At 33.4% G+C, this 26663-nt stretch carries 24 protein-coding genes and 1 riboswitch; all 24 genes read left to right on the top strand.

Going from position 1 to position 26663, the window contains the following annotated elements; genetic code table 11:
- Position 1 precedes the first annotated feature (1 nt).
- Positions 2–631 (top strand): RNA-binding cell elongation regulator Jag/EloR, encoded by a 630-nt coding sequence (jag, locus tag BLV37_RS05690; protein ID WP_091728520.1) that lies wholly within the window; start codon positions 2–4, stop codon positions 629–631.
- 131 nt (positions 632–762) lie between these two features.
- Entirely contained in the window at positions 763–2145 is a 1383-nt protein-coding gene (gene mnmE / locus BLV37_RS05685; protein ID WP_091728518.1) for a tRNA uridine-5-carboxymethylaminomethyl(34) synthesis GTPase MnmE, read from the top strand.
- A 32-nt stretch (positions 2146–2177) separates the two neighbouring features.
- Positions 2178–4070: a tRNA uridine-5-carboxymethylaminomethyl(34) synthesis enzyme MnmG gene (mnmG, locus tag BLV37_RS05680; protein ID WP_091728515.1), complete on the top strand. Its 1893-nt coding sequence runs from the start codon at positions 2178–2180 to the stop codon at positions 4068–4070.
- Positions 4071–4119: 49 nt separating this feature from the next.
- Positions 4120–4836, top strand: a complete 717-nt coding sequence (rsmG, locus tag BLV37_RS05675) for a 16S rRNA (guanine(527)-N(7))-methyltransferase RsmG (protein ID WP_091728513.1) — start codon at positions 4120–4122, stop codon at positions 4834–4836.
- Positions 4837–4962: 126 nt separating this feature from the next.
- On the top strand, positions 4963–5766 hold the full coding sequence (gene noc / locus BLV37_RS05670; protein ID WP_091728510.1) for a nucleoid occlusion protein: 804 nt from the start codon (positions 4963–4965) through the stop codon (positions 5764–5766).
- A 201-nt stretch (positions 5767–5967) separates the two neighbouring features.
- Positions 5968–6735, top strand: coding sequence for a ParA family protein (locus BLV37_RS05665; protein WP_091728508.1), 768 nt, complete (start codon positions 5968–5970; stop codon positions 6733–6735).
- 5 nt (positions 6736–6740) lie between these two features.
- Positions 6741–7625 (top strand): ParB/RepB/Spo0J family partition protein, encoded by an 885-nt coding sequence (locus BLV37_RS05660; protein WP_091728505.1) that lies wholly within the window; start codon positions 6741–6743, stop codon positions 7623–7625.
- Between the two features lie 364 nt (positions 7626–7989).
- Positions 7990–8892, top strand: coding sequence for a PhzF family phenazine biosynthesis protein (locus BLV37_RS05655; RefSeq protein WP_091728501.1), 903 nt, complete (start codon positions 7990–7992; stop codon positions 8890–8892).
- 254 nt (positions 8893–9146) lie between these two features.
- Entirely contained in the window at positions 9147–9635 is a 489-nt protein-coding gene (gene nuoE, locus BLV37_RS05650; RefSeq protein WP_091728498.1) for an NADH-quinone oxidoreductase subunit NuoE, read from the top strand.
- A gap of 131 nt (positions 9636–9766) precedes the next feature.
- Complete coding sequence (locus BLV37_RS05645) at positions 9767–10138, top strand: (2Fe-2S) ferredoxin domain-containing protein (protein ID WP_091728495.1); 372 nt, start codon at positions 9767–9769, stop codon at positions 10136–10138.
- A 198-nt stretch (positions 10139–10336) separates the two neighbouring features.
- Complete coding sequence (gene nuoF / locus BLV37_RS05640) at positions 10337–12130, top strand: NADH-quinone oxidoreductase subunit NuoF (protein WP_091728492.1); 1794 nt, start codon at positions 10337–10339, stop codon at positions 12128–12130.
- 29 nt (positions 12131–12159) lie between these two features.
- The gene (locus tag BLV37_RS05635; RefSeq protein WP_091728490.1) at positions 12160–13917 is read left to right on the top strand and encodes an NADH-dependent [FeFe] hydrogenase, group A6; all 1758 of its coding nucleotides are present in this window, start codon (positions 12160–12162) and stop codon (positions 13915–13917) included.
- 451 nt (positions 13918–14368) lie between these two features.
- Positions 14369–14746: a (2Fe-2S) ferredoxin domain-containing protein gene (locus tag BLV37_RS05630; protein ID WP_091728487.1), complete on the top strand. Its 378-nt coding sequence runs from the start codon at positions 14369–14371 to the stop codon at positions 14744–14746.
- Positions 14747–14772: 26 nt separating this feature from the next.
- The gene (nuoF, locus tag BLV37_RS05625) at positions 14773–16563 is read left to right on the top strand and encodes an NADH-quinone oxidoreductase subunit NuoF (protein WP_091728484.1); all 1791 of its coding nucleotides are present in this window, start codon (positions 14773–14775) and stop codon (positions 16561–16563) included.
- A gap of 18 nt (positions 16564–16581) precedes the next feature.
- Positions 16582–17520 carry an NADH-quinone oxidoreductase subunit G gene (locus BLV37_RS05620; protein ID WP_091728481.1) on the top strand — a complete coding sequence of 313 codons (939 nt, stop codon included), beginning with the start codon at positions 16582–16584 and terminating at the stop codon, positions 17518–17520.
- A gap of 11 nt (positions 17521–17531) precedes the next feature.
- The gene (gene fdhF / locus BLV37_RS05615) at positions 17532–20210 is read left to right on the top strand and encodes a formate dehydrogenase subunit alpha (protein WP_091728478.1); all 2679 of its coding nucleotides are present in this window, start codon (positions 17532–17534) and stop codon (positions 20208–20210) included.
- A gap of 4 nt (positions 20211–20214) precedes the next feature.
- Positions 20215–20715: a ferritin-like domain-containing protein gene (locus BLV37_RS05610; protein ID WP_091728475.1), complete on the top strand. Its 501-nt coding sequence runs from the start codon at positions 20215–20217 to the stop codon at positions 20713–20715.
- A gap of 1 nt (position 20716) precedes the next feature.
- Positions 20717–21205, top strand: a complete 489-nt coding sequence (locus BLV37_RS05605; RefSeq protein ID WP_091728472.1) for a MogA/MoaB family molybdenum cofactor biosynthesis protein — start codon at positions 20717–20719, stop codon at positions 21203–21205.
- Positions 21206–21214: 9 nt separating this feature from the next.
- On the top strand, positions 21215–21820 hold the full coding sequence (mobA, locus tag BLV37_RS05600; RefSeq protein ID WP_091728469.1) for a molybdenum cofactor guanylyltransferase: 606 nt from the start codon (positions 21215–21217) through the stop codon (positions 21818–21820).
- A 10-nt stretch (positions 21821–21830) separates the two neighbouring features.
- Entirely contained in the window at positions 21831–22613 is a 783-nt protein-coding gene (fdhD, locus tag BLV37_RS05595) for a formate dehydrogenase accessory sulfurtransferase FdhD (protein WP_176967882.1), read from the top strand.
- Positions 22582–22699, top strand: a riboswitch (molybdenum cofactor riboswitch). (Overlaps the previous gene by 32 nt.)
- A gap of 337 nt (positions 22700–23036) precedes the next feature.
- Positions 23037–23855: an ABC transporter substrate-binding protein gene (locus tag BLV37_RS05590; RefSeq protein ID WP_091728467.1), complete on the top strand. Its 819-nt coding sequence runs from the start codon at positions 23037–23039 to the stop codon at positions 23853–23855.
- 165 nt (positions 23856–24020) lie between these two features.
- The gene (locus tag BLV37_RS05585) at positions 24021–24710 is read left to right on the top strand and encodes an ABC transporter permease (protein WP_091728464.1); all 690 of its coding nucleotides are present in this window, start codon (positions 24021–24023) and stop codon (positions 24708–24710) included.
- A 1-nt stretch (position 24711) separates the two neighbouring features.
- On the top strand, positions 24712–25344 hold the full coding sequence (locus tag BLV37_RS05580) for an ATP-binding cassette domain-containing protein (RefSeq protein WP_091728461.1): 633 nt from the start codon (positions 24712–24714) through the stop codon (positions 25342–25344).
- Between the two features lies 1 nt (position 25345).
- Positions 25346–26572 carry a molybdopterin molybdotransferase MoeA gene (locus BLV37_RS05575; RefSeq protein ID WP_091728459.1) on the top strand — a complete coding sequence of 409 codons (1227 nt, stop codon included), beginning with the start codon at positions 25346–25348 and terminating at the stop codon, positions 26570–26572.
- Positions 26573–26663 lie beyond the last annotated feature (91 nt).

Raw genomic sequence — 26663 nt, 5'->3', positions numbered from 1 at the left:
TATGAAATCTGTAGTGAAAACAGCGAAAACAGTAGATGAAGCTGTAAGTTTAGCATTATCAGATCTAAACTCAACAAAGGAAGATGTAATTATTGAAGTATTAGAAGAGCCTAGTAAAGGTTTATTTGGTATTATAGGTACGAAAGAAGCTAAGGTTAAAGTTACATTAGCTAATGATCCTATAAATTTAGCTGAAAACTTTTTATATGCCTTATTTGAAAAGATGAATATTAGTGGTACTTTAGTAATTGAAAAGAATGAAAACGACCTTTTGATTGATGTTATAAATATTTCTAATTCTGATATGGGTATTCTTATAGGTAAGAGAGGAAACACTTTAGATTCCTTGCAATATATACTAAGTCTTGTTGTTAATAAAAACAGAGAGAAATATTTAAGAGTATTAGTAGATATTCAAAATTATAGAGCAAAGCGTGAAGAAACTCTAATTAGATTGGCTAACAAAATGGCAGATAAGGCTAAAACATACAGAAGAATTATAAAGCTAGAGCCTATGAATCCTTATGAAAGAAGGATTATACATTCGGCACTTCAAAATGATTCAGGTATAAGAACCTTTAGTGAAGGTGAAGAGCCGTATAGAAGAGTTGTAATAGAATCAAAGCGTTAATTAAAAACCCAGTATAAAAAATACTGGGTTTTATGTTATGTAATAGTTTTTTTTGGTATACTAATACTACATATCTATAGTTAATATATTTATCATAGTTATTTTTAATATGATTTAATGAGGTGATAGGATTGGATTTTGATACAATTGCTGCTATTGCCACTGCTCCTGGAGAGGCAGGCATAGGCATTATTAGAATAAGTGGCAAAAAAGCTTTAGATGTAGGAGATAAAATCTTTAGAAATAAAAGACAAGCTAGCTTAAGGGAATGCGAAGAACGTAAGCTTAATTATGGACATATAATTGATCCTAAAGATGGCAAAAAAATAGATGAGGTTTTAGCTGTATATATTAAATCTCCTTATACATATACTACAGAAGACATAGTTGAAATAAATTGTCATGGAGGAATAATACCTGTTCGGAGAATACTTGAGTTAGTTTTAGAGAATGGTGCTAGACTTGCTGAGAAAGGTGAATTTACAAAAAGAGCATTTTTAAATGGTAGAATAGACTTATCCCAAGCTGAAGCTGTAATGGATCTTGTTAGTGCAAAGACTGAATCAAGTTTTGATGTATCCTTAAATCAGCTGGAGGGAAGTGTTTCAAAAGAAGTTAAACAATTACAGAACACACTATTAGGCATGCTTGCACATGTGGAGGCCTCTATTGATTTTCCAGAGGACGATGTAGAAGACCTTGCATATTCTAGCTTAAAGGAGCAGGGTGAACAGGTATTAAACAAGTTAAGTAGTTTATTAGAGACAGTATATACAGGGAGAATATTAAAAGAAGGGTTAAAAACTGTAATTCTAGGTAAGCCTAATGTTGGGAAATCATCATTACTTAATGCTGTTTTAAGAGAAAATAGAGCCATAGTAACAGATATTCCAGGAACAACGAGGGATGTTATTGAGGAATATGTTAATATTAAAGGAGTTCCACTTAAAATAGTTGATACTGCAGGGATTAGAGATACTGAAGATATAGTTGAAAGACTAGGAGTAGACAGAGCAAAGGAATTATTAAATCAAGCAGATTTGATTATTTCTGTATTTGATACTTCTACAGAACTTTCAAAGGAGGATTTTCATATTATTGACTTGATCAAAGACAAAAAAGTGATAGTACTGTTAAACAAATCAGATCTTCCTAGTAAAATATCTGAAGAGGATATTGAAAGATATCTACCTAATAAAAGAATCATAAATACATCTATTGCAAATAATGAAGGCATTGAAGCCTTAGAAAATAATATAGAAGAAATGTTTTTGTCCTCTGAAGTTAAGATAAAGGATAATATTATTATTAATAATGTAAGACATAGAGATCAGTTATTGAAAGCTAAGGAAAATATTGAGGAGGCACTACAATCAATAGGTTTGAATATGCCTCTGGATTGTATAGAAGTTGATATCAAATATTGCTGGGAAAATCTAGGAGAAATCACTGGAGATACAGTCGGAGAGGATATTATAGATAAAATATTCTCAGAATTTTGTATTGGAAAATAGATAATATTAAATTGGTTTGAAGGAGTTATTTTATGGAAAAATTATTTCAATATAATAGAGGAAAATATGATGTTATAGTAATAGGTGCAGGTCATGCTGGCTGTGAATCAGCCTTTGCTTCTGCTAGAATGGGCAAAAAAACTCTTCTTTTAACTATAAGCCTTGATGCTATAGCTCTTCTTGCATGTAATCCTAATATAGGAGGTACTGGAAAAGGACATTTAGTAAGAGAAGTTGATGCATTAGGCGGAGAAATAGGTAGGATAATAGATAAATCTGTTATACAAATAAAAATGCTTAATACATCAAAAGGACCAGCAGTACATTCCTTAAGGGGTCAGGCAGATAAAAATTTATATCAGAGAGTTATGAAATCAACCTTAGAGAAACAAGAAAACTTGGATTTAGTTCAAGGAGAGGTTGTAGAAATTTTTGTTGAAAATAATATGGTAAAAGGAATACTTACAAATACAGGTGCTATATATGAGGCTGATGCAATTATAATAGCTACAGGAACTTATCTAAGAGGAAGAGTTTTTATTGGAGAAATAAATTATGAAAGTGGACCTAATGGTCTTTTCCCAGCTAACAGGCTATCATATTGCCTAAAGGATTTAGGTATTAAAATGAGAAGATTTAAGACAGGTACTCCAGCAAGAGTTCATAGAGATAGCTTAGATTTCAGTAAGATGGAGATACAGCCTGGAGATGAGGAAATAATACCATTTTCATTTATGACAGAAAGCTTAGATATAGAGCAGGTTCCGTGTTACTTAACTTATACAAATGAAGAAACACATAAAATTATTCGAGACAATATAAGCAGGTCTCCTATGTATGCAGGAGAGATGGAAGGAGTAGGCCCTAGATATTGTCCTTCTATTGAAGATAAGGTTGTTAGATTTGCTGAGAAAACCAGTCATCAGGTTTTTGTTGAGCCTGAGGGACTAGACACTTGCGAAATGTATGTGCAAGGAATGTCTACGACTTTTCCTGAGGATGTCCAAATTAAAATGTATAAAACAGTACCTGGACTTGAAAATGTAAAAATTATGAGAACAGCTTATGCAATAGAATATGATTGTATAGATGCTACTCAGCTTAAAAGGTCATTAGAATATAAGGAAATAGAAAACTTGTATTTTGCGGGACAAATTAATGGTACATCTGGTTATGAAGAAGCGGCCGCACAAGGTTTAGTGGCTGGCATTAATGCGGTTCGTAAGCTAAATGGAGAAGATCCGTTAATTCTTGACAGATCACAGGCTTATATAGGTGTTTTAATAGACGATATAGTTACTAAGGAAATCTATGATCCATATAGAATGATGACTTCTAGGGCAGAATATAGACTTACTTTAAGGCAAGATAATGCAGATTTAAGGCTAACTGAAATAGGATATAATATAGGACTTGCTACTAAAGAAAGATATGAAAAGATGATTAATAAGAAGAAGGAAATGGAAAGGGAAATTGGCAGGCTTAAAAAGAAAATAATTACTCCAAATAAAGAAATAAATGAGTTTTGTGAGAGAATAGGAACTACCCCTTTGAAAACTCCCACATCTATGTATGATTTCATTAAGCGACCTGAGATAACCTATGATATTCTTAAAGAAATAGATGATGAAAGACCGGAACTTACTAGAGAAGCGAGAATACAAGTAGAGATTGAAATTAAATATGAAGGTTATATAGCTAAACAGTTAAAGCAAATAGAGCAGTTTAAAAAGCTTGAAGGAAAAAAACTCAGTGAAGATATTGACTATAGTCAGATAAAGGGTTTAAGACTTGAGGCAAGACAAAGATTAAATTCTATGAAGCCTGAATCAGTAGGCCATGCTTCTAGAATTGCAGGAGTTAGCCCTGCAGATATTAATGTACTATTGATATATCTTGAGCAGCAAAGACGTTTGAATAAATAGCTTAATATTTTGCTAAGGCTGCTAAATAATTTATATTGGAGTGAAAATAATGAGCAATATTGATGTGTTGATTTCTGGCATTTCAGAGCTTGGCATAGATTTAGATGAGGATAGAAGAGATAAGTTTGCTAAGTTTAAATCATTATTGAAGGAATGGAATGAGGTTATTAATATAACTGCTATTAAAGATGATGCAGAAATTGATATTAAGCACTTTTTGGACAGCTTAACAATTTTTAAGACTGGAAAAATTGTTAAGGGGGTAAAGATTATTGATATAGGTACAGGAGGAGGCTTTCCTGGCATGCCTATTAAAATTGTAGAAAATGATACACAAATTCTTTTATTAGACAGTTTAAATAAGAGGTTAAAATTTTTAAATGAAGTTATAGAGAAGCTGGAACTTAAAGATATAAGTACTATACATGAAAGGGCAGAAGCTCTTGGAAACAATAAGGAGTACAGAGAGCAATATGATATAGCTGTATCTAGGGCAGTGGCTTCCTTGAATATTTTATCAGAATACTGTTTACCTTTTGTAAAAATAGGAGGGTATTTTATTGCTATGAAGGGTTCGGATTCTAAAGAGGAAGTAGAGGGCTCAAGAAATGCTATTAAAATCTTAGGTGGAGAGCTGGAGGATAAGATTGATATTAAAATTCCAAATAGCGATATTGTACACAGTTTATTAATTATTAAAAAGACAAGTCATACTCCGACAAAATACCCTAGACAAGGGGGAAAAATTAAGAAAAACCCTTTATAATTAGTAGAAACATAGGGTAATATGTATTACGAAAGTCAAAAGAAAACATTATTTTTAGAAGGAAACTGTAATCATTTATAGAAATTAAATACAGTATAGGATAGCTTATGTGAGAGGGATGATATCATGAGTAATTTAAATAAGGAAATTAGTTATATTCCCATAAAATCAGTAAAACCTAATCCATATCAGCCTAGAAAAAGCTTTAGCAAAAGATCCTTAGAAGAGCTTAGTCAATCTATTAAAACTTATGGCGTAATACAGCCCATAAGTGTTAGAAAAATTGGTGATGAAAGCTATGAGTTAGTAGCAGGTGAAAGAAGACTCAGAGCATCTGAATTAGCCCAGTTAGAAAACATACCAGCTATTGTAGTTGAGCTTAAGGATAAGGATTCTGCAGTAGTGGCTCTTATAGAAAACTTACAAAGAGAGGATTTGAACTTTGTAGAAGAAGCTGATGGATATAATAGTTTAATAAAGGATCATGGACTTACACAACAAGAATTAGCAGAAAGATTAGGAAAGAATCAATCTACTGTGGCTAATAAATTGAGAATTTTAAGATTATCAGATGAAATAAAAAAATCACTTATTGAAAATGGGCTTACTGAAAGACATGCAAGGGCGCTGCTAAAGCTACCAAGTGAAGATATGCAGCTTGCTGTGTTAGATAAAATAATAAAAAGAGAATTGACTGTTAAAAAAACTGAAAGCTTAATAAAAACTATTCTTGAAGACTTAACTAAGGAAGAAGAGCCAAATCATAGACAAAATATTAAAAGCCTCATTAACTATAAGATTTATTTAAATACAATTAGAAATGCATATAATGCGATTAGGGAAAGTGGAGTAGATGCCAAATTTGAGCAGAAAGACATGGGGGAATTTGTTGAAGTAACTCTGAAGATACCAAAAACACAAAACGGTTAGTTTTATGTAATTTACTTAGCATATGGTCAAGTATGCTAAGTTTTTTTATGCTTTTTTTATTTATAAAATTATCTTATTAGTATTTTGATAAAAAGAGAAGGATTATTATTTTAGTTGACGAAATATAGCTTTAAGGGTTTTAATTATATTAGATAAAATTTCTGTACAAAAGAATATGACACTGAAAGCGAGGTGTAATGCATGGGTAAAATAATTGCTATATTTAATCAAAAAGGTGGAGTGGGAAAGACCACAACCAATGTAAACCTAAGCGCTTGTCTTGCAAGTCTCGGGGAAAAAATATTAGTCATAGATATAGATCCACAGGGCAACACAACTAGCGGATTTGGAATAAATAAAGAAGAAATCAGCTTTTCTATTTATGATGTTTTAATTAATGGACTAAATATAAAAGAGGCTATTATTGATACGAAATTAGAAAACCTTTTTATAGTTCCTTCTAAAACAGAGTTAGCTGGTGCTGAAATCGAATTAACTGATAGAGAAAATAGGGAACTTAAGCTCAAAGAATCATTAATAGATATAATAAATGAATTTGACTTTGTTTTTATAGATTGTCCTCCTTCTTTAGGACTGCTAACTATAAATGCTTTAGTTGCAGCTAATAGTGTGGTCATACCTATCCAATGTGAATATTATGCCCTCGAAGGAGTTAGCCAGTTGATGAATACTATTAAGCTTGTAAAGAACAGCTTAAACCCTGAATTAGATATTGAAGGAGTTGTTCTAAGTATGTTTGATGGTAGAACTAATCTATCTATTCAAGTAGTAGATGAGGTTAAAAAATACTTTAGAGGCAAAGTATATACCTCTATAATTCCTAGAAACGTACGATTGGCAGAGGCGCCAAGTCATGGATTATCCATTATTGAATATGATCCCAAGTCAAAGGGAGCGGAGGCTTATATGGAACTAGCAAGGGAATTTTTAGATTATATGGAGGATTGATAATTGTGTCAGTTAAAAAGCGTGGTTTAGGCAAAGGATTGTCTGCCTTAATTCCAGATGAACCATTGTTGGATTTTAATACAAATGAAGATGTTAATGATAAAGTTTTACTTGTTGATATTTTTCTTATTGAGCCTAATAGAGACCAACCTAGAAGAGAATTTGATAAAGATTCATTAAATGAACTTGTGGAATCAATAAAAGCACATGGAATATTACAGCCTATAATTGTGAAAAAAACAGATATGGGTTATGAGATAGTCGCAGGAGAAAGAAGATGGAGAGCTGCAAGAGAAGCTGGCTTAAAACAAGTTCCTGCCTTAGTTAAAGAGTTAAGCCAAATCGAATCATCGCAAATAGCTTTGATTGAAAACATACAAAGAGAGGACTTAAATCCAATAGAAGAAGCATTCGCATATAAAAATCTATCTGAAAAATACAAGCTTACTCAAGAAGAAATTTCACAAGCTATAGGGAAAAGCAGACCATATATAGCGAATACTATGAGGCTTTTAAACCTAGATGAAGAAGTAATTAACCTAATTGTTAAAGGAGATATTTCTAGTGGACATGGAAGAGCATTACTCTCTATTGAAGACAAAGAAATTAGATTAAAACTTTGCAAAACAATAATAGAAAACAATTTAAATGTAAGAGAGACGGAAAAGCTTGTAAAGGACATTCTAAACAAAAAAAACAAAGATAATACAAATGTGAAAGCCAAAGAAAGACTGAAGAAAGATCCAACAATCTTAGAAATTGAAGAATCCTTAAGAAAAATTCTTGGGACTAAGGTTTTGATATCTAAAGGTTCTAATAAAGGAAAAATTGAAATTGAATATTATAATGATGACGACCTTGATAGGATTTTAGAAATTCTTTCAAAATAATGTTTCACGTGAAACAAAAAACTATAACAAAGCAACATTACAAACGGAACTTGAATTGTAAGTATATATTCTTTCAAATTAGCGACAAATAATTCCATATATAATTTAAAGCAATTTTGATATAATCATTTATATATAAGGACTAATGTTTAAAGAGCTATAAAACATAAAAACAACTTTACTCGTGAATCAATAAATGGTTTTCTGGATAGCTATGTCAACGTTTATAAATAAATGAAGGAAATTGACATGTGTTTTCTACTGACGGTAAAACTTATAAAACGTGTAATCTATAGAACTTGTAAAATTTATTACAAAACCATTAAAAACTAACTCATACAAAAGATTACCTAGGGGGAGGAACATGGAGACTATAATATATCAAGTGGATGCTTTTACGGACAAGCTTTTTGGAGGTAATCCTGCTGGTGTTGTGCCAGATGCTAAAGGTCTCACAGAGCAAGACATGCAAAAAATAGCAAATGAAATGAATATATCTGAAACAGCTTTTATTACGAAGATTGATAAAGACTGTTTTGAGGTAAGATTTTTTACACCTAAATGCGAGGTGGATTTATGTGGACATGCTACAATAGCATCCTTTTACGCATTAGGAGAAAAAGGCTATATAAGGTCAGAGGGAAGAGAAAAGGTTACAATAACCCAAAGGACAAAAGCTGGTCTTTTACCAGTAGAGTTATATTTTAAGAATGATAAAATTGAAAAAGTGCTAATGCATCAGAAAAGCCCAAAATCCTTTGGAATAATTAATGAACTGGAAGAAATTACAGAGATTTTAGGTATAGAAAAGGAACAATTGGGCTTAGAAGATATGGACTTAAAGCCTGAAATCATAAGTACAGGGTTAAAGGATATTATTGTACCTGTTAAGAGTGAGGAAACTCTTAAAAACCTAAAAGTAAATTTTGAAAAAATGGAAGGACTATGTATATCTAAAGACACAATAGGTTTCCATGTGTTTACCCTAAACAAATCAAATCAGCTTATATATTGTAGAAATTTTTCACCTTTAGTAGGCATATATGAAGAAGCAGCTACAGGAACTGCAAATGGTGCTCTCATGCATTATTTAAAAAAGCACAATATATTAAAAACTGATGCTATAGTTGTAAAGCAAGGACAATACATGGATAGACCAAGCGAAATACTATGTGAAATTAGAGAAGCAGCAGCAGGGGAAGTCATATTGATTGGTGGAAAAGCTATAATAGTAATGGAAGGTATTATTAAAACACATTGCAAATAAAATAGTTACAAACATGTAGCTTTTATTATGTTGTTATTTATTAAACAACTGCTATTTACATTGACTTATAATTGGTAATAATATATAATATTTTTTGTGAATCCTAGTAAACTATATGGATAATAAATCTTTGTAGTAGCTAGAAAAAATGAGTACGTTAGTCCAATTTAATCTACAGTTTATATTTTTTTAATATTAAAAGACAAAAATTTAACAAACAATAAAACTTTAATAATTAAGGGGGGCTCTGTTCAATGGCTTTTAAATTTGATTGGAAGCAAAACGAAGAAAAGATTAAGCAATTAAAAGAGGTTATGGAAAAGAACAAGAACACCAAAGGTGCACTAATGCCTGTACTTCATGAAGCTCAAAAAATATTTGGTTACTTACCAATTGAAGTGCAGACCTTAATTTCTGAGGAGTTAAAAGTACCCTTGTCAGAAATCTATGGTGTAGTTACATTTTATTCACAATTTACACTTGTACCTAAAGGACAATATCAGATTGGAGTTTGTTTAGGTACAGCTTGCTACGTAAAAGGTTCACAGGCCATACTTGACAGAATAAAGGAAAATCTTAATGTTCAAGTTGGTAGTACAACTCCTGATGGGAAGTTTTCACTAGAAGCTACACGATGTATAGGAGCCTGTGGGTTAGCGCCAGTAATAACTATTAATGAAGATGTATATGGAAGATTAAAGGCAGAAGAAGTAGATGGTATACTGGAAAAATACAAAGGCTAATAAGGTTATACTAATAGTATAACGAAGTCCATTCTAGTAAAATATTTATAGCTATGTAATAAAATAAAAGTTTAAAGTCTAATGAACATATTGATTATTTTATTAAAACTATTAGTTTTGGGGGTGTAGATATGAAATCTCTAGAAGAGTTAAAAAAGCTTAGAGATGAAGCATTAGAAAAAATTGATTTGAGAGTACAGGATGCAACTACTAGAATAGTTGTAGGCATGGCAACTTGTGGAATATCAGCAGGAGCTAGGCCAGTTTTAATGACACTAATAGAAGAGGTTAACAAAAGAGGTTTAAATGAAGTTGTAGTAACACAGACAGGCTGTATAGGTGTTTGTAGATTAGAGCCTATAGTTGAAGTTTACTCTAAAGATGAAGAAAAAGTTACTTATGTAAATATGAATCCTGAAAAAGCTAAGAAAATAATAACAGAGCACATAGTTAATGGCAGAGTAGTAAGTGAGTATACTATTGGAGCAGAAGAGAATATATAACAATTATAAAAAAGTTACTTTATTGTATTCAAGCCTTTTATTCTGGTTTAATACTGAGTTAAAAGATATAAGTTATTGAGTTAACGTTTGCAGCACTTAAAATTGTTAATAAATTAACGATTTTAGTTCCTTAATTTTTGTAAAAATAAAATATTATTCGAATTGTTCGAAGCAAACTAAGTAAGGGGGGCAAGATTAATGGAAATATTTAGATCGCATGTTTTAATATGTGGTGGTACTGGCTGTACCTCTTCTAGTTCAGATAAAATTCAAGAAAGATTTGAAGTGTACTTAGCAGAAAAAGGACTAGAAAAAGAGGTTAAAGTCGTTAGAACTGGATGCTTTGGATTGTGTGAAGCAGGACCAATAGTTATTGTATATCCAGAAGGAGCTTTCTATAGTCACATTAAAGTAGAGGATGTTGATGAAATAGTAGAAGAGCATCTTCTAAAGGGAAGAATAGTAAAAAAACTTCTATATAAAGATGCTGTAGAAGATGATGTAATTAAATCTATAAATGACATAGGATTTTATAGTAAGCAAAAAAGAGTGGCACTTAAAAACTGTGGAATAATAAACCCTGAAGAAGTAAGTGAGTATATAGCATTTGATGGCTATATGGCTTTAGGAAAGGTCGTTACAGAAATGACTCCACAGGAAGTAATCGATGTAATAAAAGCTTCAGGACTTAGAGGAAGAGGTGGAGCAGGATTCCCAACAGGCCTAAAGCTGCAGTTTGCTGCTAATGCAGAAGGAGATAAAAAATATGTACTATGTAATGCAGACGAAGGCGACCCAGGTGCATTTATGGATAGAAGTATTCTGGAAGGGGACCCTCATGCAGTAGTAGAAGCTATGGCTATAGCCGGATACGCAGTAGGAGCAAATCAAGGCTATATTTATGTTAGAGCAGAATACCCTATAGCTGTTAGAAGACTACAAATAGCAATTGATCAGGCAAAGGAAATGGGACTAGTAGGAAACAACATATTTGGTTCTAATTTTAACTTTGATATGGAAATAAGATTAGGTGCAGGTGCTTTTGTGTGTGGTGAAGAAACGGCACTAATAGCATCTATTGAAGGACAAAGAGGAATGCCTAGAACGAAGCCACCATTCCCTGCAAATAAAGGATTATGGGGAAAACCTTCACTACTAAGCAATGTTGAAACCTATGCAAATATTCCTCAAATAATTCTTAAAGGACCTGAATGGTTTAAAGAAATCGGAACGGAAAAATCACCAGGTACTAAGGTCTTTGCATTAGGTGGAAAAATAAACAATACTGGCCTAGTTGAGATACCAATGGGAACAACCTTAAGAGAGGTTATTTATGATATAGGTGGCGGTATACCAGATGGGAAGAAATTTAAAGCTGTACAGACCGGTGGACCATCAGGTGGATGTATAACTAGTGACCATTTAGATGTACCTATTGAGTATGAAACTCTTCTTGAGCTTGGTTCAATGATGGGTTCGGGCGGAATGATAGTAATGGACGAAGATACTTGTATGGTAGACATAGCAAGATTCTTTCTTGATTTTACAGTAGACGAATCATGTGGTAAATGTCCTCCATGTAGAATTGGAACTAAAAGAATGCTTGAAATATTAGAAAAAATTACTTCTGGTAAGGGTGAACCAGAAGACTTAGATAAATTAGAAAAACTTGCAAATAACATTAAAGCATCGGCATTATGCGGCTTAGGTCAAACTGCACCTAACCCAGTATTATCAACAATGAAGTATTTTAGAGATGAGTATGAAGCCCATGTATATGATAAAATTTGTCCATCAGGAGCATGTAAATCGCTATTAACATATAGAATTATACCAGAGCTTTGTAAGGGATGTACTTTATGTGCAAAAGCTTGTCCTGTTGAAGCAATTAGCGGAGAAAGAAAAACCGTACATGTAATAGACAAGGACAAATGTATTAAATGTGGCGAATGTATGGCAAAGTGTCCTTTCGGTGCAATTACTACTAAGTAATTTATTATGGGTGAAAAGGGGTGTATAAGTTGAGTAATGTTACGATTACTATAGATAATAAAAAAATTCAAGTTCCTGCTGACTCTACTGTATTAGATGCAGCGAGAGCTATAGGAATAGACATACCTACTCTTTGCTTTTTAAAAGATATAAATGAGGTAGGAGCATGTAGAATGTGTTTAGTTGAAGTAGAAGGAGCTAGGGCACTTCAAACTTCCTGTGTATTACCAGTAAGTGAAGGAATGGTTGTAAAAACTAACACAAAAGCTGTAAGAGAGGCTAGAAAGGCTACCCTAGAACTATTGCTTTCTAATCATAACAGAGAATGCTTAATGTGCGCAAGAAATGGAAACTGTGAGCTACAAACACTATCTAATGAAATGGGAATAAAGGAAATTCCATTTGAAGGAGAAAAAACTGAAAGCACGCTAGATTTATCTTCTCATTCTATAGTTAGAGATACAAGTAAATGTATTGTTTGTGGTAGATGTGTAAGTGTATGCAATAATGTTCAGCAAGTTGGAGTATTAGGATTTTCAAATAGAGGCTTTGAAACAACAGTAGGACCTGTATTTGATAAAGGAATAAGTGAAGTAGCTTGTATTAACTGTGGTCAATGTATAGCAGTTTGCCCTGTAGCAGCTTTGAGAGAAAAGGATGCTATTGACTATGTATGGGATGCTTTAGAAAATCCTAATAAGCATGTAGTTGTTCAAACTGCCCCTGCTGTTAGGGCTGCTTTAGGAGAAGAGTTTGGACTCCCGATGGGAACAAGCGTAACTGGGAAAATGGCTGCATCGTTAAGAAGATTAGGATTTGATAAAGTCTTTGATACAGACTTTGCAGCAGATCTGACTATATTAGAAGAAGGCTATGAGCTACTAAGTAGATTAAAGAATAATGGGAAGCTTCCTATGATTACATCCTGTTCTCCAGGCTGGATAAAATTCTGCGAGCATTATTATCCTGAATTTTTAGATAATCTCTCTACTTGTAAATCTCCTCACGAAATGTTAGGAGCATTAATAAAATCTTACTACGCAGAAAAGAACAATATAAAACCAGAGGATATTTATGTAGTGTCAATAATGCCTTGTACTGCTAAAAAATTCGAGGCAAAAAGGGAAGAACTTGCTGCAACAGGCTATCCAGATGTAGATGCAGTATTAACTACTAGAGAATTAGCAAAGATGATTAAGGAAGCACGTATAGACTTTAATAACTTAGAAGATGAAGACTTTGACGATGTTCTAGGAGAATCAACAGGGGCAGGTGTAATCTTTGGAGCAACTGGTGGAGTTATGGAAGCTGCTTTAAGAACTGTAGCAGAGGTTGTAACTGGGAAAGAGCTAGAAAATATAGACTTTAAGCAAGTAAGAGGAACTGAAGGAATCAAAGAGGCAGAAATAGATTTAGGTGAATTAAAGGTAAAAGTAGCTGTTGCTCATAGCACAGGTAAAGCTAAAGAGCTTTTAGAAAAAGTAAAATCTGGTGAAAAGGAATATCATTTTATTGAAGTAATGGGCTGCCCTGGAGGATGCGTAACAGGTGGGGGCCAGCCTTATATAAGTGCAAAGGATAGATATACGAAGGATGTAATGAAAACAAGAGCTAAGGCTCTATACAATGAGGATATGGGAAAGGCAATAAGAAAGTCTCATGAAAATCCTATGATTAAAAAGATTTATGATGAATTTTTAGAGAAGCCAAATAGCCATAAAGCTCACCAGCTTCTTCATACTCATTATATAAAAAGAGATAAGTATATAGTAAATATAAACAATTAATAGTATATGTTTATTAAGCTATAAAAAACATAACAATTATAGAATACTTATAAACCTCAGCTAATAAGCTGAGGTTTGTAAGTATATGGACCTAAAAATTTTAAAAGTCATAAGAAAAAGTCTATTTCAAAGTAAACAAACTAAAAACACTTGGATTGTCTAAAAAATATCACAAGTTGACACATATATTGACAAGTATTAAACTAGTGATGACAATATATTTAATTAGCTAATCTTATTAATTTTTCATTTCAAAACTTTAAATACCCTAAAAATAATATAAAAAATAAATATTATCCGAGACTATTAAAATAGCCTATATTACCATAGCTGCAAATATGTAATTTTCTATGTAAAAACATGTATAATTTTCTAATTACAAGCAAGTTCAAAATAAAATACTAATGAATGGATTAAGGCTTTATGAAATAAAAATTCTGGAGGTGTTTAAGTGAAGTCTCTTGAGGAACTTAAAAGGCTTAGAGAGGAAACTATCGAAAGGGTTGAGCTTAGAAACAGCAAGGAAGGAATTAGAATTGTAGTAGGCATGGCAACTTGTGGAATATCCGCAGGAGCAAGACCTGTACTTATGACGCTAATTGAAGAAGTAAATAAGAGAAAGCTTAAAGATGTAACTGTATCTCAAACCGGATGTATAGGTGTTTGTAGATTAGAGCCTATAGTGGAAATCTACAAGAAAGGCGAAGGAAAAACAACCTATGTTGATGTAAATCCAGAAAAAGCAAAACAAATAGTGGCTGAGCACATAGTTAATGGTAAAATAATAACAGAATATACAATAGGAAATTATGAAAATAAAGAATCTTAGTTTAATATAAGGGGGCATTAAATCAAATGAATTATTTTAGGTCACATGTGCTAATTTGTGGGGGAACTGGCTGTACTTCTTCTAAATCTGATTTGATTGAGGAAAAATTCAATGAATTACTAACAGATAAAGGCTTAAACAATGAAATAAAAGTCGTGAGAACAGGATGTTTTGGTCTTTGTGAGGCTGGGCCTATAGTCATAATCTATCCAGAAGGTGCATTTTACAGTCATATTAAAGTAGAAGATGTAAAAGAAATTGTAGAAGAACATTTATATAAAGGAAGAATAGTAAAAAGATTATTATATAAACACTCTGTAGAGGATGATGTTATAAAATCTATAAATGAAATAGGCTTTTATAAAAAGCAAGTGAGAGTAGCATTAAGCCATTGCGGAGTAATAAACCCTGAAGATATTACTGAATATATAGCATATAACGGATACGAGGCATTAGGTAAGGTTCTTACAGAAATGACTCCTGATGAAGTTATAAATACAATTAAGGCTTCAGGTCTTAGAGGAAGAGGAGGCGGAGGCTTCCCTACAGGATTAAAATGGGAGTTTACTGCAAAGGCCAATGGTAACAAAAAATATGTATTGTGCAATGCAGATGAAGGTGACCCAGGAGCATTCATGGATAGAAGTATATTAGAAGGAGATCCTCATGCTGTTATTGAAGCCATGGCAATAGCAGGATATGCAATAGGGGCAGATGAAGGATATATATATATTAGGGCAGAGTATCCTATAGCAGTAAAAAGGCTTGAAATTGCAATTAAACAAGCAAAGGAATATGGATTATTAGGCAGAAATATATTCCATACAGATTTCAGCTTTGATTTAGAGATAAGATTAGGAGCAGGTGCTTTTGTTTGTGGTGAAGAAACTGCATTAATAGCCTCCATTGAGGGAGAGAGAGGTATGCCTAGAAACAAACCTCCATTTCCTGCAAATAAAGGACTTTGGCAAAAACCTACCTTAATAAACAATGTTGAAACCTATGCGAATATTCCTAAAATAATACTTAATGGAGCAGATTGGTTTAATGAAATAGGCTCTGAAAAATCACCAGGAACTAAGGTTTTTGCATTAGGTGGCAAAATAAATAATACTGGGCTAGTTGAGATTCCAATGGGAACAACCTTAAGAGAGGTTATTTATGATATAGGTGGCGGAATACCTAATGAAAAGAAATTTAAAGCAGTACAAACAGGAGGACCATCAGGTGGATGTATTACAAGTGATCATTTAGATGTACCTATAGAATATGAGACACTTATTGCGCTTGGCTCTATGATGGGCTCAGGTGGTATGATAGTAATGGATGAGGATACCTGCATGGTAGACATTGCAAGGTTCTTCCTTGATTTTACAGTAGATGAATCCTGTGGCAAGTGTACACCATGTAGAGAGGGTACAAAAAGAATGCTTGAAATATTAGAAAAAATAACTAGAGGAGAAGGAGAGCCTGAAGACTTAGAAAAACTTGAAAGCTTAGCTGAAACCATTAAGGCTGCGTCTCTATGTGGCTTAGGTCAAACTGCACCTAACCCAGTATTATCTACTCTTAGATATTTTAGAGATGAGTATGAAGCACATGTTTATGAAAAAAGATGTCCAGCAGGGGCATGTCAAGAATTACTACAATACTTTATTACAGATAAATGTATTGGATGTACAAAATGTGCTAGAAGTTGTCCTGTATCATGTATTTCTGGAAAAGTTAAAGAGCTTCATGTAATAGATCAAGAGAAATGTATTAAATGTGGAGCTTGTCAAGCAGCATGTCCTGTAGATGCAATAATTAAGAAGTAAATAATAGGGGGATAAAAAATGGGCTATGTTACATTGATGATAGATGACCAGAAGGTCACGGTTGCAGATAACCTTACTGTCCTACAAGCTGCTGAAAAGCTTGGCATTGAAATTCCAGCTCTTTGCTATGATCCAGAGCTTGAAATAGTTTCATCATGTAGGCTGTGCATTGTAGATATAAAAGGAAATCCAAAGCTACAAACATCATGCTCTACACCTGTATCTGAAGGCATGGTAGTATATACAGAAAGTGAAAAAGTAATAAAGATGAGAAAAACCATACTTCAGCTTTTATTAGACAATCATCCTAATGATTGCTTAACCTGTCAAAAAGCAGGCGAGTGCTTATTACAAAAGTATGCATATAGATATGATGTAAAATTTAGAGAACATAGTGGAGAGAGAAGGAAAGAAATAATAGACACTTCAAGTCCTTATATATTAAGGGATGGAAGCAAGTGTATACTTTGTGGTAAATGTGTAAGAACATGTGCAGAAGTATCTGACAGGCAAGTGCTGTCATTTGCAGAGAGAGGCTTTGATACAAGAATAGTAGCAGATGCAGACTTCAGCCTAGAGGAATCAAAATGTGTTTCATGTAATAGATGTGTAGCAGTATGTCCTACAGGGGCACTAATAGACAGAAGAGCTTCTTTTAAAGGAAGAGTATGGGAGCTAGATGCAAAAGATGTAAAATGCAAAAGCTGTGATTATGGTTGTGACTTTGAAGTCATAAAAAGGGACAAAAAAAGTGTTGGTGTTAGGGCTAAAAAACCTGGAGAGGGTAGACCTTTATGCTTAAAAGGTAGATTGACTACAGAGCTACTTTACAACGATAATATAGATAAGCCTTATAAAAAACAAGATGGAAGGTTCATTGAGACTAGCTGGAATGATGCATTAGAGCTGACAGATATTATAGAAAAAATAGATTTATTCGAAAGAAAAAAAGTTTAGGGGGATAGGATATGGTTAGTATTAATATAAACGGGAAAAGCCATAAGGTAGCAGAAAACCAGACAATACTTCAGATTTGTAACCAAGTCGGTATAAATATACCAACCCTCTGTCATGATGAAAGGTTAGAGCCCCATGCTGCATGCAGATTATGCGTAGTAGAGATAGAAGGCAGAAGAAGCCTTATGACGGCTTGTTCTACTAAAGCAGAGGAAGGTATGGTCATAAACACCCATAGCGAAAAAGTTATAAGAGCAAGGAAAGACGTCCTAGATTTGATGGTTTCAAATCATCCGCTTGATTGCTTAACCTGTGAAAAATCTGGAGACTGTGCCCTACAAGATTATTGCTATGAATATGGCATAACAGAAGGTAGCTTTAGAGGTGCTAAAAAAAGTTATCCTATAGATAGCTCTAATCCTTTTTACTATAGTGATCAAAACAAATGTATACTTTGTGGTAAGTGTGTACGAGTATGTTCTGAGCTACAGGGAACTAATGCTATTGGATTAAGCGATAGAGGCTTTATTACAAAGGTAGCAACACCCTTTGATGAAGGGCTATCTAATTCTGTATGTGTTTCATGTGGAAACTGTGTTTCTGTATGCCCCGTCGGGGCATTAATGCCAAAATCAAAAGAAAAGTTTAGAATTTGGGAAACAAAAAAGGTCAGAACAACCTGCTCTTATTGTGGTGTTGGCTGCCAAATAGATTTATTAGTAAAGGGTGATAAGGTAGTAGGAGTAGAGCCAGGAAAAGGACCATCAAACAATGGTTTGCTGTGCGTTAAAGGAAAATTTGCATACCCATTTATAAATCATCCTGACAGATTGAAAACTCCCCTCATAAAAAGATATGGTGTATTTGAAGAAGCAACGTGGGAAGAAGCATATAGTTTAATTGTAAGCAAAGTAAGGGAAATAAAAGAAGGAAATGGATCAGACGCATTTGCAGGTCTTACGTCTGCAAGATGTACTAATGAAGAAAATTATCTGTTCCAAAAGCTTTTTAGAGCAGTAATAGGTACAAATAATGTAGATCACTGTGCTCGACTCTGACACTCCTCAACAGTTGCAGGGCTTGCAACTACACTAGGAAGCGGAGCTATGACAAATAGCATAGAAGAAATACTAAACACAGACGCTATGTTTGTTATAGGGTCTAATACTACTGAGAATCATCCTGTAATAGGGACAATGATTAAGCGAGCAAAGAAAAAAGGAGCTAAGCTTATTGTAGCAGACCCTAGAAGAATAGAGCTAGCTAATTATGCAGATGTGTTTCTTCAAATTAAACCAGGAACCAATATAGCATTGTTAAATGGTATTATGAATGTAATTATTGAAAGGGGATTGCAGGATAAGGCTTATATAGAAGAAAGAACAGAAAACTATGAAGAGCTAGAAAGGGCTGTAAAAGACTATACACCTGAGGTAGTAGCTGAGATTTGTGGTGTAGCTGCAGAAGATATTATTAAAGCAGCCTTAATATATGGAGAAGCAGATAAAGCAGGAATATATTATGCTATGGGAGTAACTCAGCATACTACAGGAACCCATGCTGTAATGTCCATATCAAATTTAGCATTACTTTGTGGAAATGTGGGAAAGGAATCTGCAGGAGTAAATCCACTTAGAGGACAAAATAATGTGCAAGGTGCTTGTGATATGGGTGGTTTACCAGCAGATTTGCCAGGATACCAAAAAGTATTTAAGCCAGAGGTAGTGGAAAAGTTTGAAAAAGCTTGGAATGTAAAGCTACCAACTAAAATTGGTTTAACAATCCCAGAGATATTAGATGAAGCGGACAAAGGAAATATAAAATTTTTATATATAATGGGAGAAAACCCAATGGTATCCGATCCAGATATTAACCATGTTAGAAAATCTCTAAAAAGCTTAGACTTTTTAGTTGTACAGGATATTTTCTTAACAGAAACTGCAGAGCTTGCAGATGTAGTATTGCCTGCTGCATCTTTTGCAGAGAAGGATGGGACCTTCTCTAATACAGAGAGAAGAGTGCAAAGAGTTAGAAAAGCAATAAAGCCTGTTGGAGATTCGAAGCCAGATTGGCAAATAATAATGGAGCTTATGAATAGATTAGGATATACTAAAAGGTATAATCATCCATCAGAGATAATGGAGGAAATAAGTGGTGTTACTCCTCAATATGCAGGAATAAGGTATGAAAGATTAGAGGAAGAAGGCATACAATGGCCTTGCCTAGATGAAAACCATCCAGGAACTATATATCTTCACAAGGCTTCAATAGCGAGAGGAAGAGGCTTGTTTATGCCAATAGAATATACCATAAGCGCAGAAACCACAGATGCAGAGTATCCATATATATTTACAACAGGAAGAATACTATATCATTATCATACTCGAACTATGACAGGAAGAGTTGAGGGATTAAACCAAATATCTTCTGAGTCCTATGTGGAAATAAATGAAATAACAGCCATGAAATTAGGAATAGCTCATGGGGAAAAAATAAAATTATCTTCAAGAAGAGGAGAAATAATTACTACTGCCAGAATTACTGATATAATAGAAGAAGGAGTATTGTTTATGCCTTTCCACTTTGCAGAAGGTGCAGCTAATTATTTAACAAATACTCAATTAGACTCAATAGCAAAGATTCCAGAGCTTAAGGTAGCTGCTGTAAAAATTCAAAAGTTAGGGAGCTGATTTTGTGAAAAAGTATGAACAGATTATGAGATACGCAATGCAGATGGAACTGGACGGATATAATTTTTTTAAAGAAAAAGCTGAGAAGTTTAGTAATCCAACAACAAGAAAGCTTTTCTTGGATTTGGCAGAAGTAGAAATGGATCATTTTTACTTTATAAAAGACCAGCTTGATGAATACTTGGAAACAGATTCATTTAAAATAGACCATGAGCATTTTAAAAGGGATGAAAGCAGTATCTTTGAATCTAGAGAAAAGTCAGAGCATATAGCTGAAACCTTAAAAGAATCCGATATACCAGACATAACTATACTTAGAATGGCGTATTTAATTGAAAGAGATTATGCAGAGTTTTATAGAAAAGCAGCGGAAAAAGCAGATGATGAAATTGCAAAGGCTATGTTTGAAAAGCTAGCAGAATGGGAAGATGGTCACGAAAGACTTTTCAAGTCAGAATATGAAAGAAGAATGGAAGAATACATGAATCTTCCTTGGGGAGGATAGGATGTTTAAGGTTGGAGTAATAACAGCAAGTGATAAGGGCTCAGCTGGAGAAAGAGAAGATTTAAGTGGCAAGGCTATTATTGACATACTAGAAGGAAAAGGCTATACAATTGAGAAATACATTGTTTTACCAGATGACGAGGATTCCTTATCTAGTGAAATGATTTACATGTCAGATGAATTAAAAGTAGACTTAATATTGACAACAGGAGGAACAGGCTTTAGCAAGAGAGATGTGACTCCTGAATCAACCATCAAGGTATGTGACAGAATGGCACCAGGAATTGCAGAGGCTATGAGATACTATAGTTTAAGTATTACGCCAAGAGCCATGTTATCTAGAGCAGTATCTGGCATAAGAAAAGATACTCTCATAATAAATTTGCCAGGAAGTCCAAAGGCCGTAAAAGAATCCCTAGAATATATAATCAGTAGCATTCATCATGGTCTTGAAATACTAACTGGTAGAACAGGTGAATGTGCTAGATAGGTGATGTATATGAAAAGATATGGAGCTGCTGTTATATTAGCAGGAGGAAAAAGTGCCAGAATGGGCTTTGACAAGCAGCTAATAAAAATCAATGAAAGAAGACTTATGGATAGCCTAATCAATAAATTAAGGCAGGAATTTCATGAGATTATTATAGTGACTAATAAGCCAGAGTACTATATAGGACTTAGCGACAAAATAACAAGTGATATAATAATAGGAAAAGGTCCTTTAAGCGGAATACATGCAGGACTAATGGAAGCTTCTAGTGAGCTTGTATATTTTATTGCCTGTGATATGCCTAATATTAACCTTGAGTACATTAGATATATGAAGGAGAGTGTTAGAGATACAGAGCCTATGGCTTGTATTACAAGATTTGGTCAATGGATTGAGTCCTTTAATGCTTTTTATTCAAAGAATATGATTAGTGCTATAGAAGAACATTTACAAAATCATAATATATCAATAAATTCACTGCTAAGCAAGGTAGAGGTCCATTATATTAGTGAGTCAGAGGCTAGAAGCTTTAGCCCAAGCTGGGATATGTTTCTAAATCTTAATACTAAAGAAGACTTAAACCATTTTATAAATAATATAGCTAATAAATATTGAGGTAGAAAAAATGGAGGATATAAAGGGAGTAGATATATTAAGAATAAAGGGTGACAATATTTCTGAGGAAGAAGATGTAGTAATTATTGAATATCCCTTTACAATATTCTTAGATGATGAGGAGATTATAACTCTTCTATGTAGTCCAAAGTCACTTGAATACTTAACTTTAGGCTTCCTACAATCTGAGGGCTTCATTAATTCCACAGAAGACATAGTTAGCCTGCGAATAGATGATAAAAAAGGCTTTTCTTATGTTTATACTAAGGACAAGAAGACATTAAGTCATAAGCTACATGGTAAAAGAACTATAACTTCAGGATGTGGAAAAGGTACTTTATTTTATAATGTAATAGATTCCTTTAAATCAAAAAAAGTAGATAGTAGCATCTCAATTAAGCTAAAGGATATAAAAGTACTTGTTAAAGATTTCAATAAGAGCTCAGAGCTTTTTCTAAGTACTGGTGGGGTTCACAGCTGTGCATTATGTAGCTCGAAAAAGATAATCATATTTGAAGAGGACATAGGAAGACATAATGCATTAGATAAGGTACTAGGAAAAGCATTAGTTGAAAACATTGAGTTAAATGATAAAATATTATTGACAAGCGGAAGAGTATCATCTGAAATTCTTATAAAAACTGCAAAAAGAGGAATACCTGTTTTAGTATCTAGATCTGCTCCTACAAGCTTATCTGTTGATATGGCAAAAGAGCTTAATATCACCCTTATTGGTTTTGCTAGGGGCGAAAAAATGAATATCTACTCAAATTTTCCGAGCTTAATCTTCTAAAGCAATGGCTATGAAGACAAGCCTATGGGTATAAGGAGAAATCCTTATGCCTCCCGTATTTGGAAAGGAAAGTTTTAAACTGTGGACAATATAAACATATCTGTCTCCAGCTTAGAGCAGTCCTTTTGGGCTGTTTTTTTTATGACCTAACCCGATTTCCTGAATGTATTTTTCAGGAAATCGTTGGTAGGTCAAACGCAACGAGAACCAAATTTATGTGAGCGATAGCGAGCAAATAAATTTGTGTTTCGAGACTGCGGGAAATGCCTAACCCGATTTCCTGAATGTATTTTTCAGGAAATCGTTGGTAGGTCAAACGCAACGAGAACCAAATTTATGTGAGCGATAGCGAGCAAATAAATTTGTGTTTCGAGACTGCTAAATAATCCAAAAACAGATCTCTTAAAAAGGAGGAGTATTAAAATGAAAAGGTTTTTAGTAATTGCTTTAGGTGTATTACTTGTATTTACCTTGCTAGTTGGATGTTCTTCAAAAAAAGAAATTATTCTTTCAACTACAACTAGTACACAAGACAGTGGCCTTTTAGACTTTCTGATTCCTAAGTTTACAAAAGATACAGGAATAGAAGTTAAGGTCATTGCAGTAGGTACAGGAAAAGCCCTTCAAATGGGTAAGGATGGAGAAGCAGATGTACTACTTGTTCACGCTAAAGCTTCAGAAGAAGAATTCGTAAACGAAGGACATGGTTTAGAAAGAAAAGATGTTATGTATAATGATTTTATCTTAGTAGGACCAGAGGAAGATCCTTTGAAGCTTAAAGAAAGCTCACCTAATGATATACTTTTAGGCTTAAAAACAATAGCCCAAAATCAATTTAGATTTGTATCAAGGGGTGATGATTCAGGAACTCATAAAAAAGAGCTAGAAATATGGAAGAGAGCAAGCATTGAACCTGAGGGAGATTGGTACATATCAGCAGGAAGTGGTATGGCTGACGTATTAAAAATAGCAAATGAAAAAAAAGGATATACAATTACTGATAGAGCAACATATTTAAGCCTAAGAACAACACTAGACCTTGATGTTATTATAGAAAAAGATGAAAATCTATTTAATCAATATGGTATAATACCAGTAAATCCAGATAAAAACGATAAAATTAACTCAGCAGGAGCAAAAGCTTTTATGGGCTGGATTCTATCTGAGAAGGGACAAAAGCTAATAAGCGAGTTTGGTGTTGAGGAATTTGGAATGCCATTGTTTGTGCCTAATGCTAAATAAAGATTATATGGAGATTTTGTAAATATTTTTGTTGTTGACAATAGCTGCATGCATAGCCTGGTGGGCAGCATGTAGCTATTTTTGTAATGAATGTGAAAGCTTTACTTAAACTTTTCTTAAACATAGAAAGCTGTATTTACTTCATATATAGACAAGGTGGTATTTATGGGATATATTCTAGATGGCTTCAAGGAAGCAGGAAAATTATTAATAAGCCTAGATAGAGAAGTATATAGGATAATTATATTATCTCTTTTTGTGTCAACCACTTCAACTGTTTTATCCTCTATAGTGTCCATACCTTTAGGCATATATTTAGGAATAAAAGATTTTAAAGGCAAGCATGCTTTTTCTAGAATGCTTTACACTTTAATGAGTACTCCCTCTGTAATAGTTGGATTAGTAGTTGCAATTATACTTTCTAGAAGAGGACCATTAGGATTTTTAGATATTCTTTATACACCTACAGCTATGATAATTGCTCAAACTATTTTAGTAACACCTTTAATACTAGGACTTACATATAGTCTTTCTAAAAATAGAGGAAAAGCAATTGAGAAGATAGGAAAAACCTTAGGAGGAGACAAGCTGGACATAATAGTTCTTATTATTAGAGAGCTTAAGACAGAAATTTTAGTAGATGTGGCCACAGCTTTTTCTAGAGCCATATCAGAGGTTGGAGCAGTTATGATAGTTGGAGGAAATATTAAGGGACATACTAGAGTTATTACAACAACTATATCAATGATGAATTCTATGGGAGATTATCCAATGGCAATAGCATTAGGAATTGTTTTATTAACAATTTCCTTTGGAGTAAATAGTATAATATACTCTTATCAAGGAGAGGATTAGCTTGAAAATTTCTTTAAACAATGTAAAGAAATATTATAGAGATAGACTAGTATTAGATATAGAAAAGCTAGAGATAGAGAAAGGCAAAATAACTGGCATAATAGGACCAAATGGCTCTGGAAAAAGCACCCTTCTAAATATTATTTCAGGATTAGATACAGATTATCAAGGAACCATTTGTTATGACCTTGGGGTCATAAACAAAGATATTTATAATAAGATGACCCTAGTATCTCAAAAGCCATATCTTTTTAAAAGAAGGGTTTATGACAATATTGGGTATCCATTAAAGGTAAGGAATATACAAAAAGAAGAAATCAAAAAAAATGTAGATAAAATTATAGATAGATTAGAGATTAAGGATCTGAGAGAAAAAAAAGCTCATTTGCTTTCAGGCGGAGAATCTCAAAAGGTTTCATTAGCTAGAGCTTTAGTGTTTGAGCCAGAGCTATTATTGTTAGATGAGCCTACATCAAATATAGATCCAGAATCAATAAAAATATTAGAGAGAGAAATAGTAAGATTTAATAAAGAAACAGAAGCTACTGTTATTATAGTAACTCATAATTTAGAGCAGTCAGATAGAATATGTGACAAAATTATATATCTTCAAAATGGAAAGGTAGGGCTTTAAAATGGATTTTTTTAATTTAGTTACTGTAGATGAAGGAAGGACAAAAATGCTCCAGGTATTCAAAGATTATAATTTTGGAACAGAAGAAATAAGCTTAATAAATAGCACAAACAGAATACTCTCTGCATCCATCATATCTAAAGAAAATGTACCAGAATTTAATCGTTCCACTGTAGATGGATATGCAATTAAAAGCTCAGACAGCCACGGAGCTAGTGAATCTATGCCAACCTTTTTAAGCCTAATGGGAGAAGTAAAAATGGGGGAAAATGCTGAAACCAGAATATCTAGCGGTGAAGCAACATACGTTCCAACAGGAGGAATGATACCTGCTGGAGCAGATGCAGTAATAATGATAGAAAATGTTGAAAAGCTAGATGATTCTACCTTACTAATATATAAGCCTCTTTCTTATGGAGAAAACATAATACTTAAGGGTGATGACATAAAGGAAGGAGAAAAGATAATAGATAAGGGAAAAAGGTTAACTCCTCAGGATATAGGAGTATTAGCTTCTCTTGGTTTGCAAAGTATTAAAGTTTATAAAAAGCCTAGGTTCTTTATTATCTCCACTGGTGATGAAATCGTAGACATAGATGTTGAGCCAGCCCTAGGTAAGATTAGAGATATTAACAGCTATTCACTATTTTCTCTGATACAAAATCTAGGTGGAGAAGTAGTAGGTAGAACTATTGTGCAAGATAATTTTGGATTACTTAGAGACTGTGTAGATAAGGCACTAGACATATCAGATATAGTATTGATTTCTGGAGGCAGCTCAGTAGGTACTAGAGATTATACTAGTAAGGTAATAGATTCATTTAATGGTAAGGGAGTATTTGTACATGGTGTTTCTATAAAACCAGGCAAGCCTACAATCATAGGTGAAGGAAAGGGTAAGGCAATATTCGGGCTTCCGGGTCATCCTGTGTCCTCAATAATTATATTTAAGGTTTTTGTAGAGCATTTTATTAATAAGCTGATAGATATAAAAGAAAATCAGAATAAAACAACTGCAATAATGGATTTTAATTTTCCTTCTTCACCAGGAAGAGAAACTTATCAGATGGTGAAAATAATAGAAAGAGAAGGAAAGACTTATGCAACTCCTGTCTTTGGGAAGTCAGGCATGATATCATTATTATCAAAGTCTGATGGTTATATTATAATAGAACCACAGGAAGAAGGTATATATAAAGGTGAGGAAAGAGACATATATTTATTATAAATATTGTAGATTGTAGACAAAGTCTCAAGAACCTGGTTCCCTTCAAGTTTTGATACCTTATTAAAATCTAAAATTATAATCCTAAGGCTAT

This window comes from Proteiniborus ethanoligenes, assembly GCF_900107485.1.
Classification (GTDB): Bacteria; Bacillota; Clostridia; order Tissierellales; family Proteiniboraceae; genus Proteiniborus; species Proteiniborus ethanoligenes.
Note: the sequence above shows the minus strand (reverse complement) of the source record. Positions and strands in the feature narration are given on the sequence as shown.

Coding starts and splice junctions, on each gene's coding strand:
- noc (WP_091728510.1), top strand. CDS start 4,963: ATGAGTAATTTAAATAAGGAAATTAGTTATATTCCCATAAAATCAGTA.
- mnmG (WP_091728515.1), top strand. CDS start 2,178: ATGGAAAAATTATTTCAATATAATAGAGGAAAATATGATGTTATAGTA.
- nuoF (WP_091728492.1), top strand. CDS start 10,337: ATGGAAATATTTAGATCGCATGTTTTAATATGTGGTGGTACTGGCTGT.
- jag (WP_091728520.1), top strand. CDS start 2: ATGAAATCTGTAGTGAAAACAGCGAAAACAGTAGATGAAGCTGTAAGT.
- BLV37_RS05585 (WP_091728464.1), top strand. CDS start 24,021: ATGGGATATATTCTAGATGGCTTCAAGGAAGCAGGAAAATTATTAATA.
- nuoE (WP_091728498.1), top strand. CDS start 9,147: ATGGCTTTTAAATTTGATTGGAAGCAAAACGAAGAAAAGATTAAGCAA.
- BLV37_RS05655 (WP_091728501.1), top strand. CDS start 7,990: ATGGAGACTATAATATATCAAGTGGATGCTTTTACGGACAAGCTTTTT.
- BLV37_RS05575 (WP_091728459.1), top strand. CDS start 25,346: ATGGATTTTTTTAATTTAGTTACTGTAGATGAAGGAAGGACAAAAATG.
- BLV37_RS05645 (WP_091728495.1), top strand. CDS start 9,767: ATGAAATCTCTAGAAGAGTTAAAAAAGCTTAGAGATGAAGCATTAGAA.
- BLV37_RS05620 (WP_091728481.1), top strand. CDS start 16,582: ATGGGCTATGTTACATTGATGATAGATGACCAGAAGGTCACGGTTGCA.
- BLV37_RS05665 (WP_091728508.1), top strand. CDS start 5,968: ATGGGTAAAATAATTGCTATATTTAATCAAAAAGGTGGAGTGGGAAAG.
- mobA (WP_091728469.1), top strand. CDS start 21,215: ATGAAAAGATATGGAGCTGCTGTTATATTAGCAGGAGGAAAAAGTGCC.
- rsmG (WP_091728513.1), top strand. CDS start 4,120: ATGAGCAATATTGATGTGTTGATTTCTGGCATTTCAGAGCTTGGCATA.
- BLV37_RS05590 (WP_091728467.1), top strand. CDS start 23,037: ATGAAAAGGTTTTTAGTAATTGCTTTAGGTGTATTACTTGTATTTACC.
- fdhD (WP_176967882.1), top strand. CDS start 21,831: ATGGAGGATATAAAGGGAGTAGATATATTAAGAATAAAGGGTGACAAT.
- nuoF (WP_091728484.1), top strand. CDS start 14,773: ATGAATTATTTTAGGTCACATGTGCTAATTTGTGGGGGAACTGGCTGT.
- BLV37_RS05605 (WP_091728472.1), top strand. CDS start 20,717: ATGTTTAAGGTTGGAGTAATAACAGCAAGTGATAAGGGCTCAGCTGGA.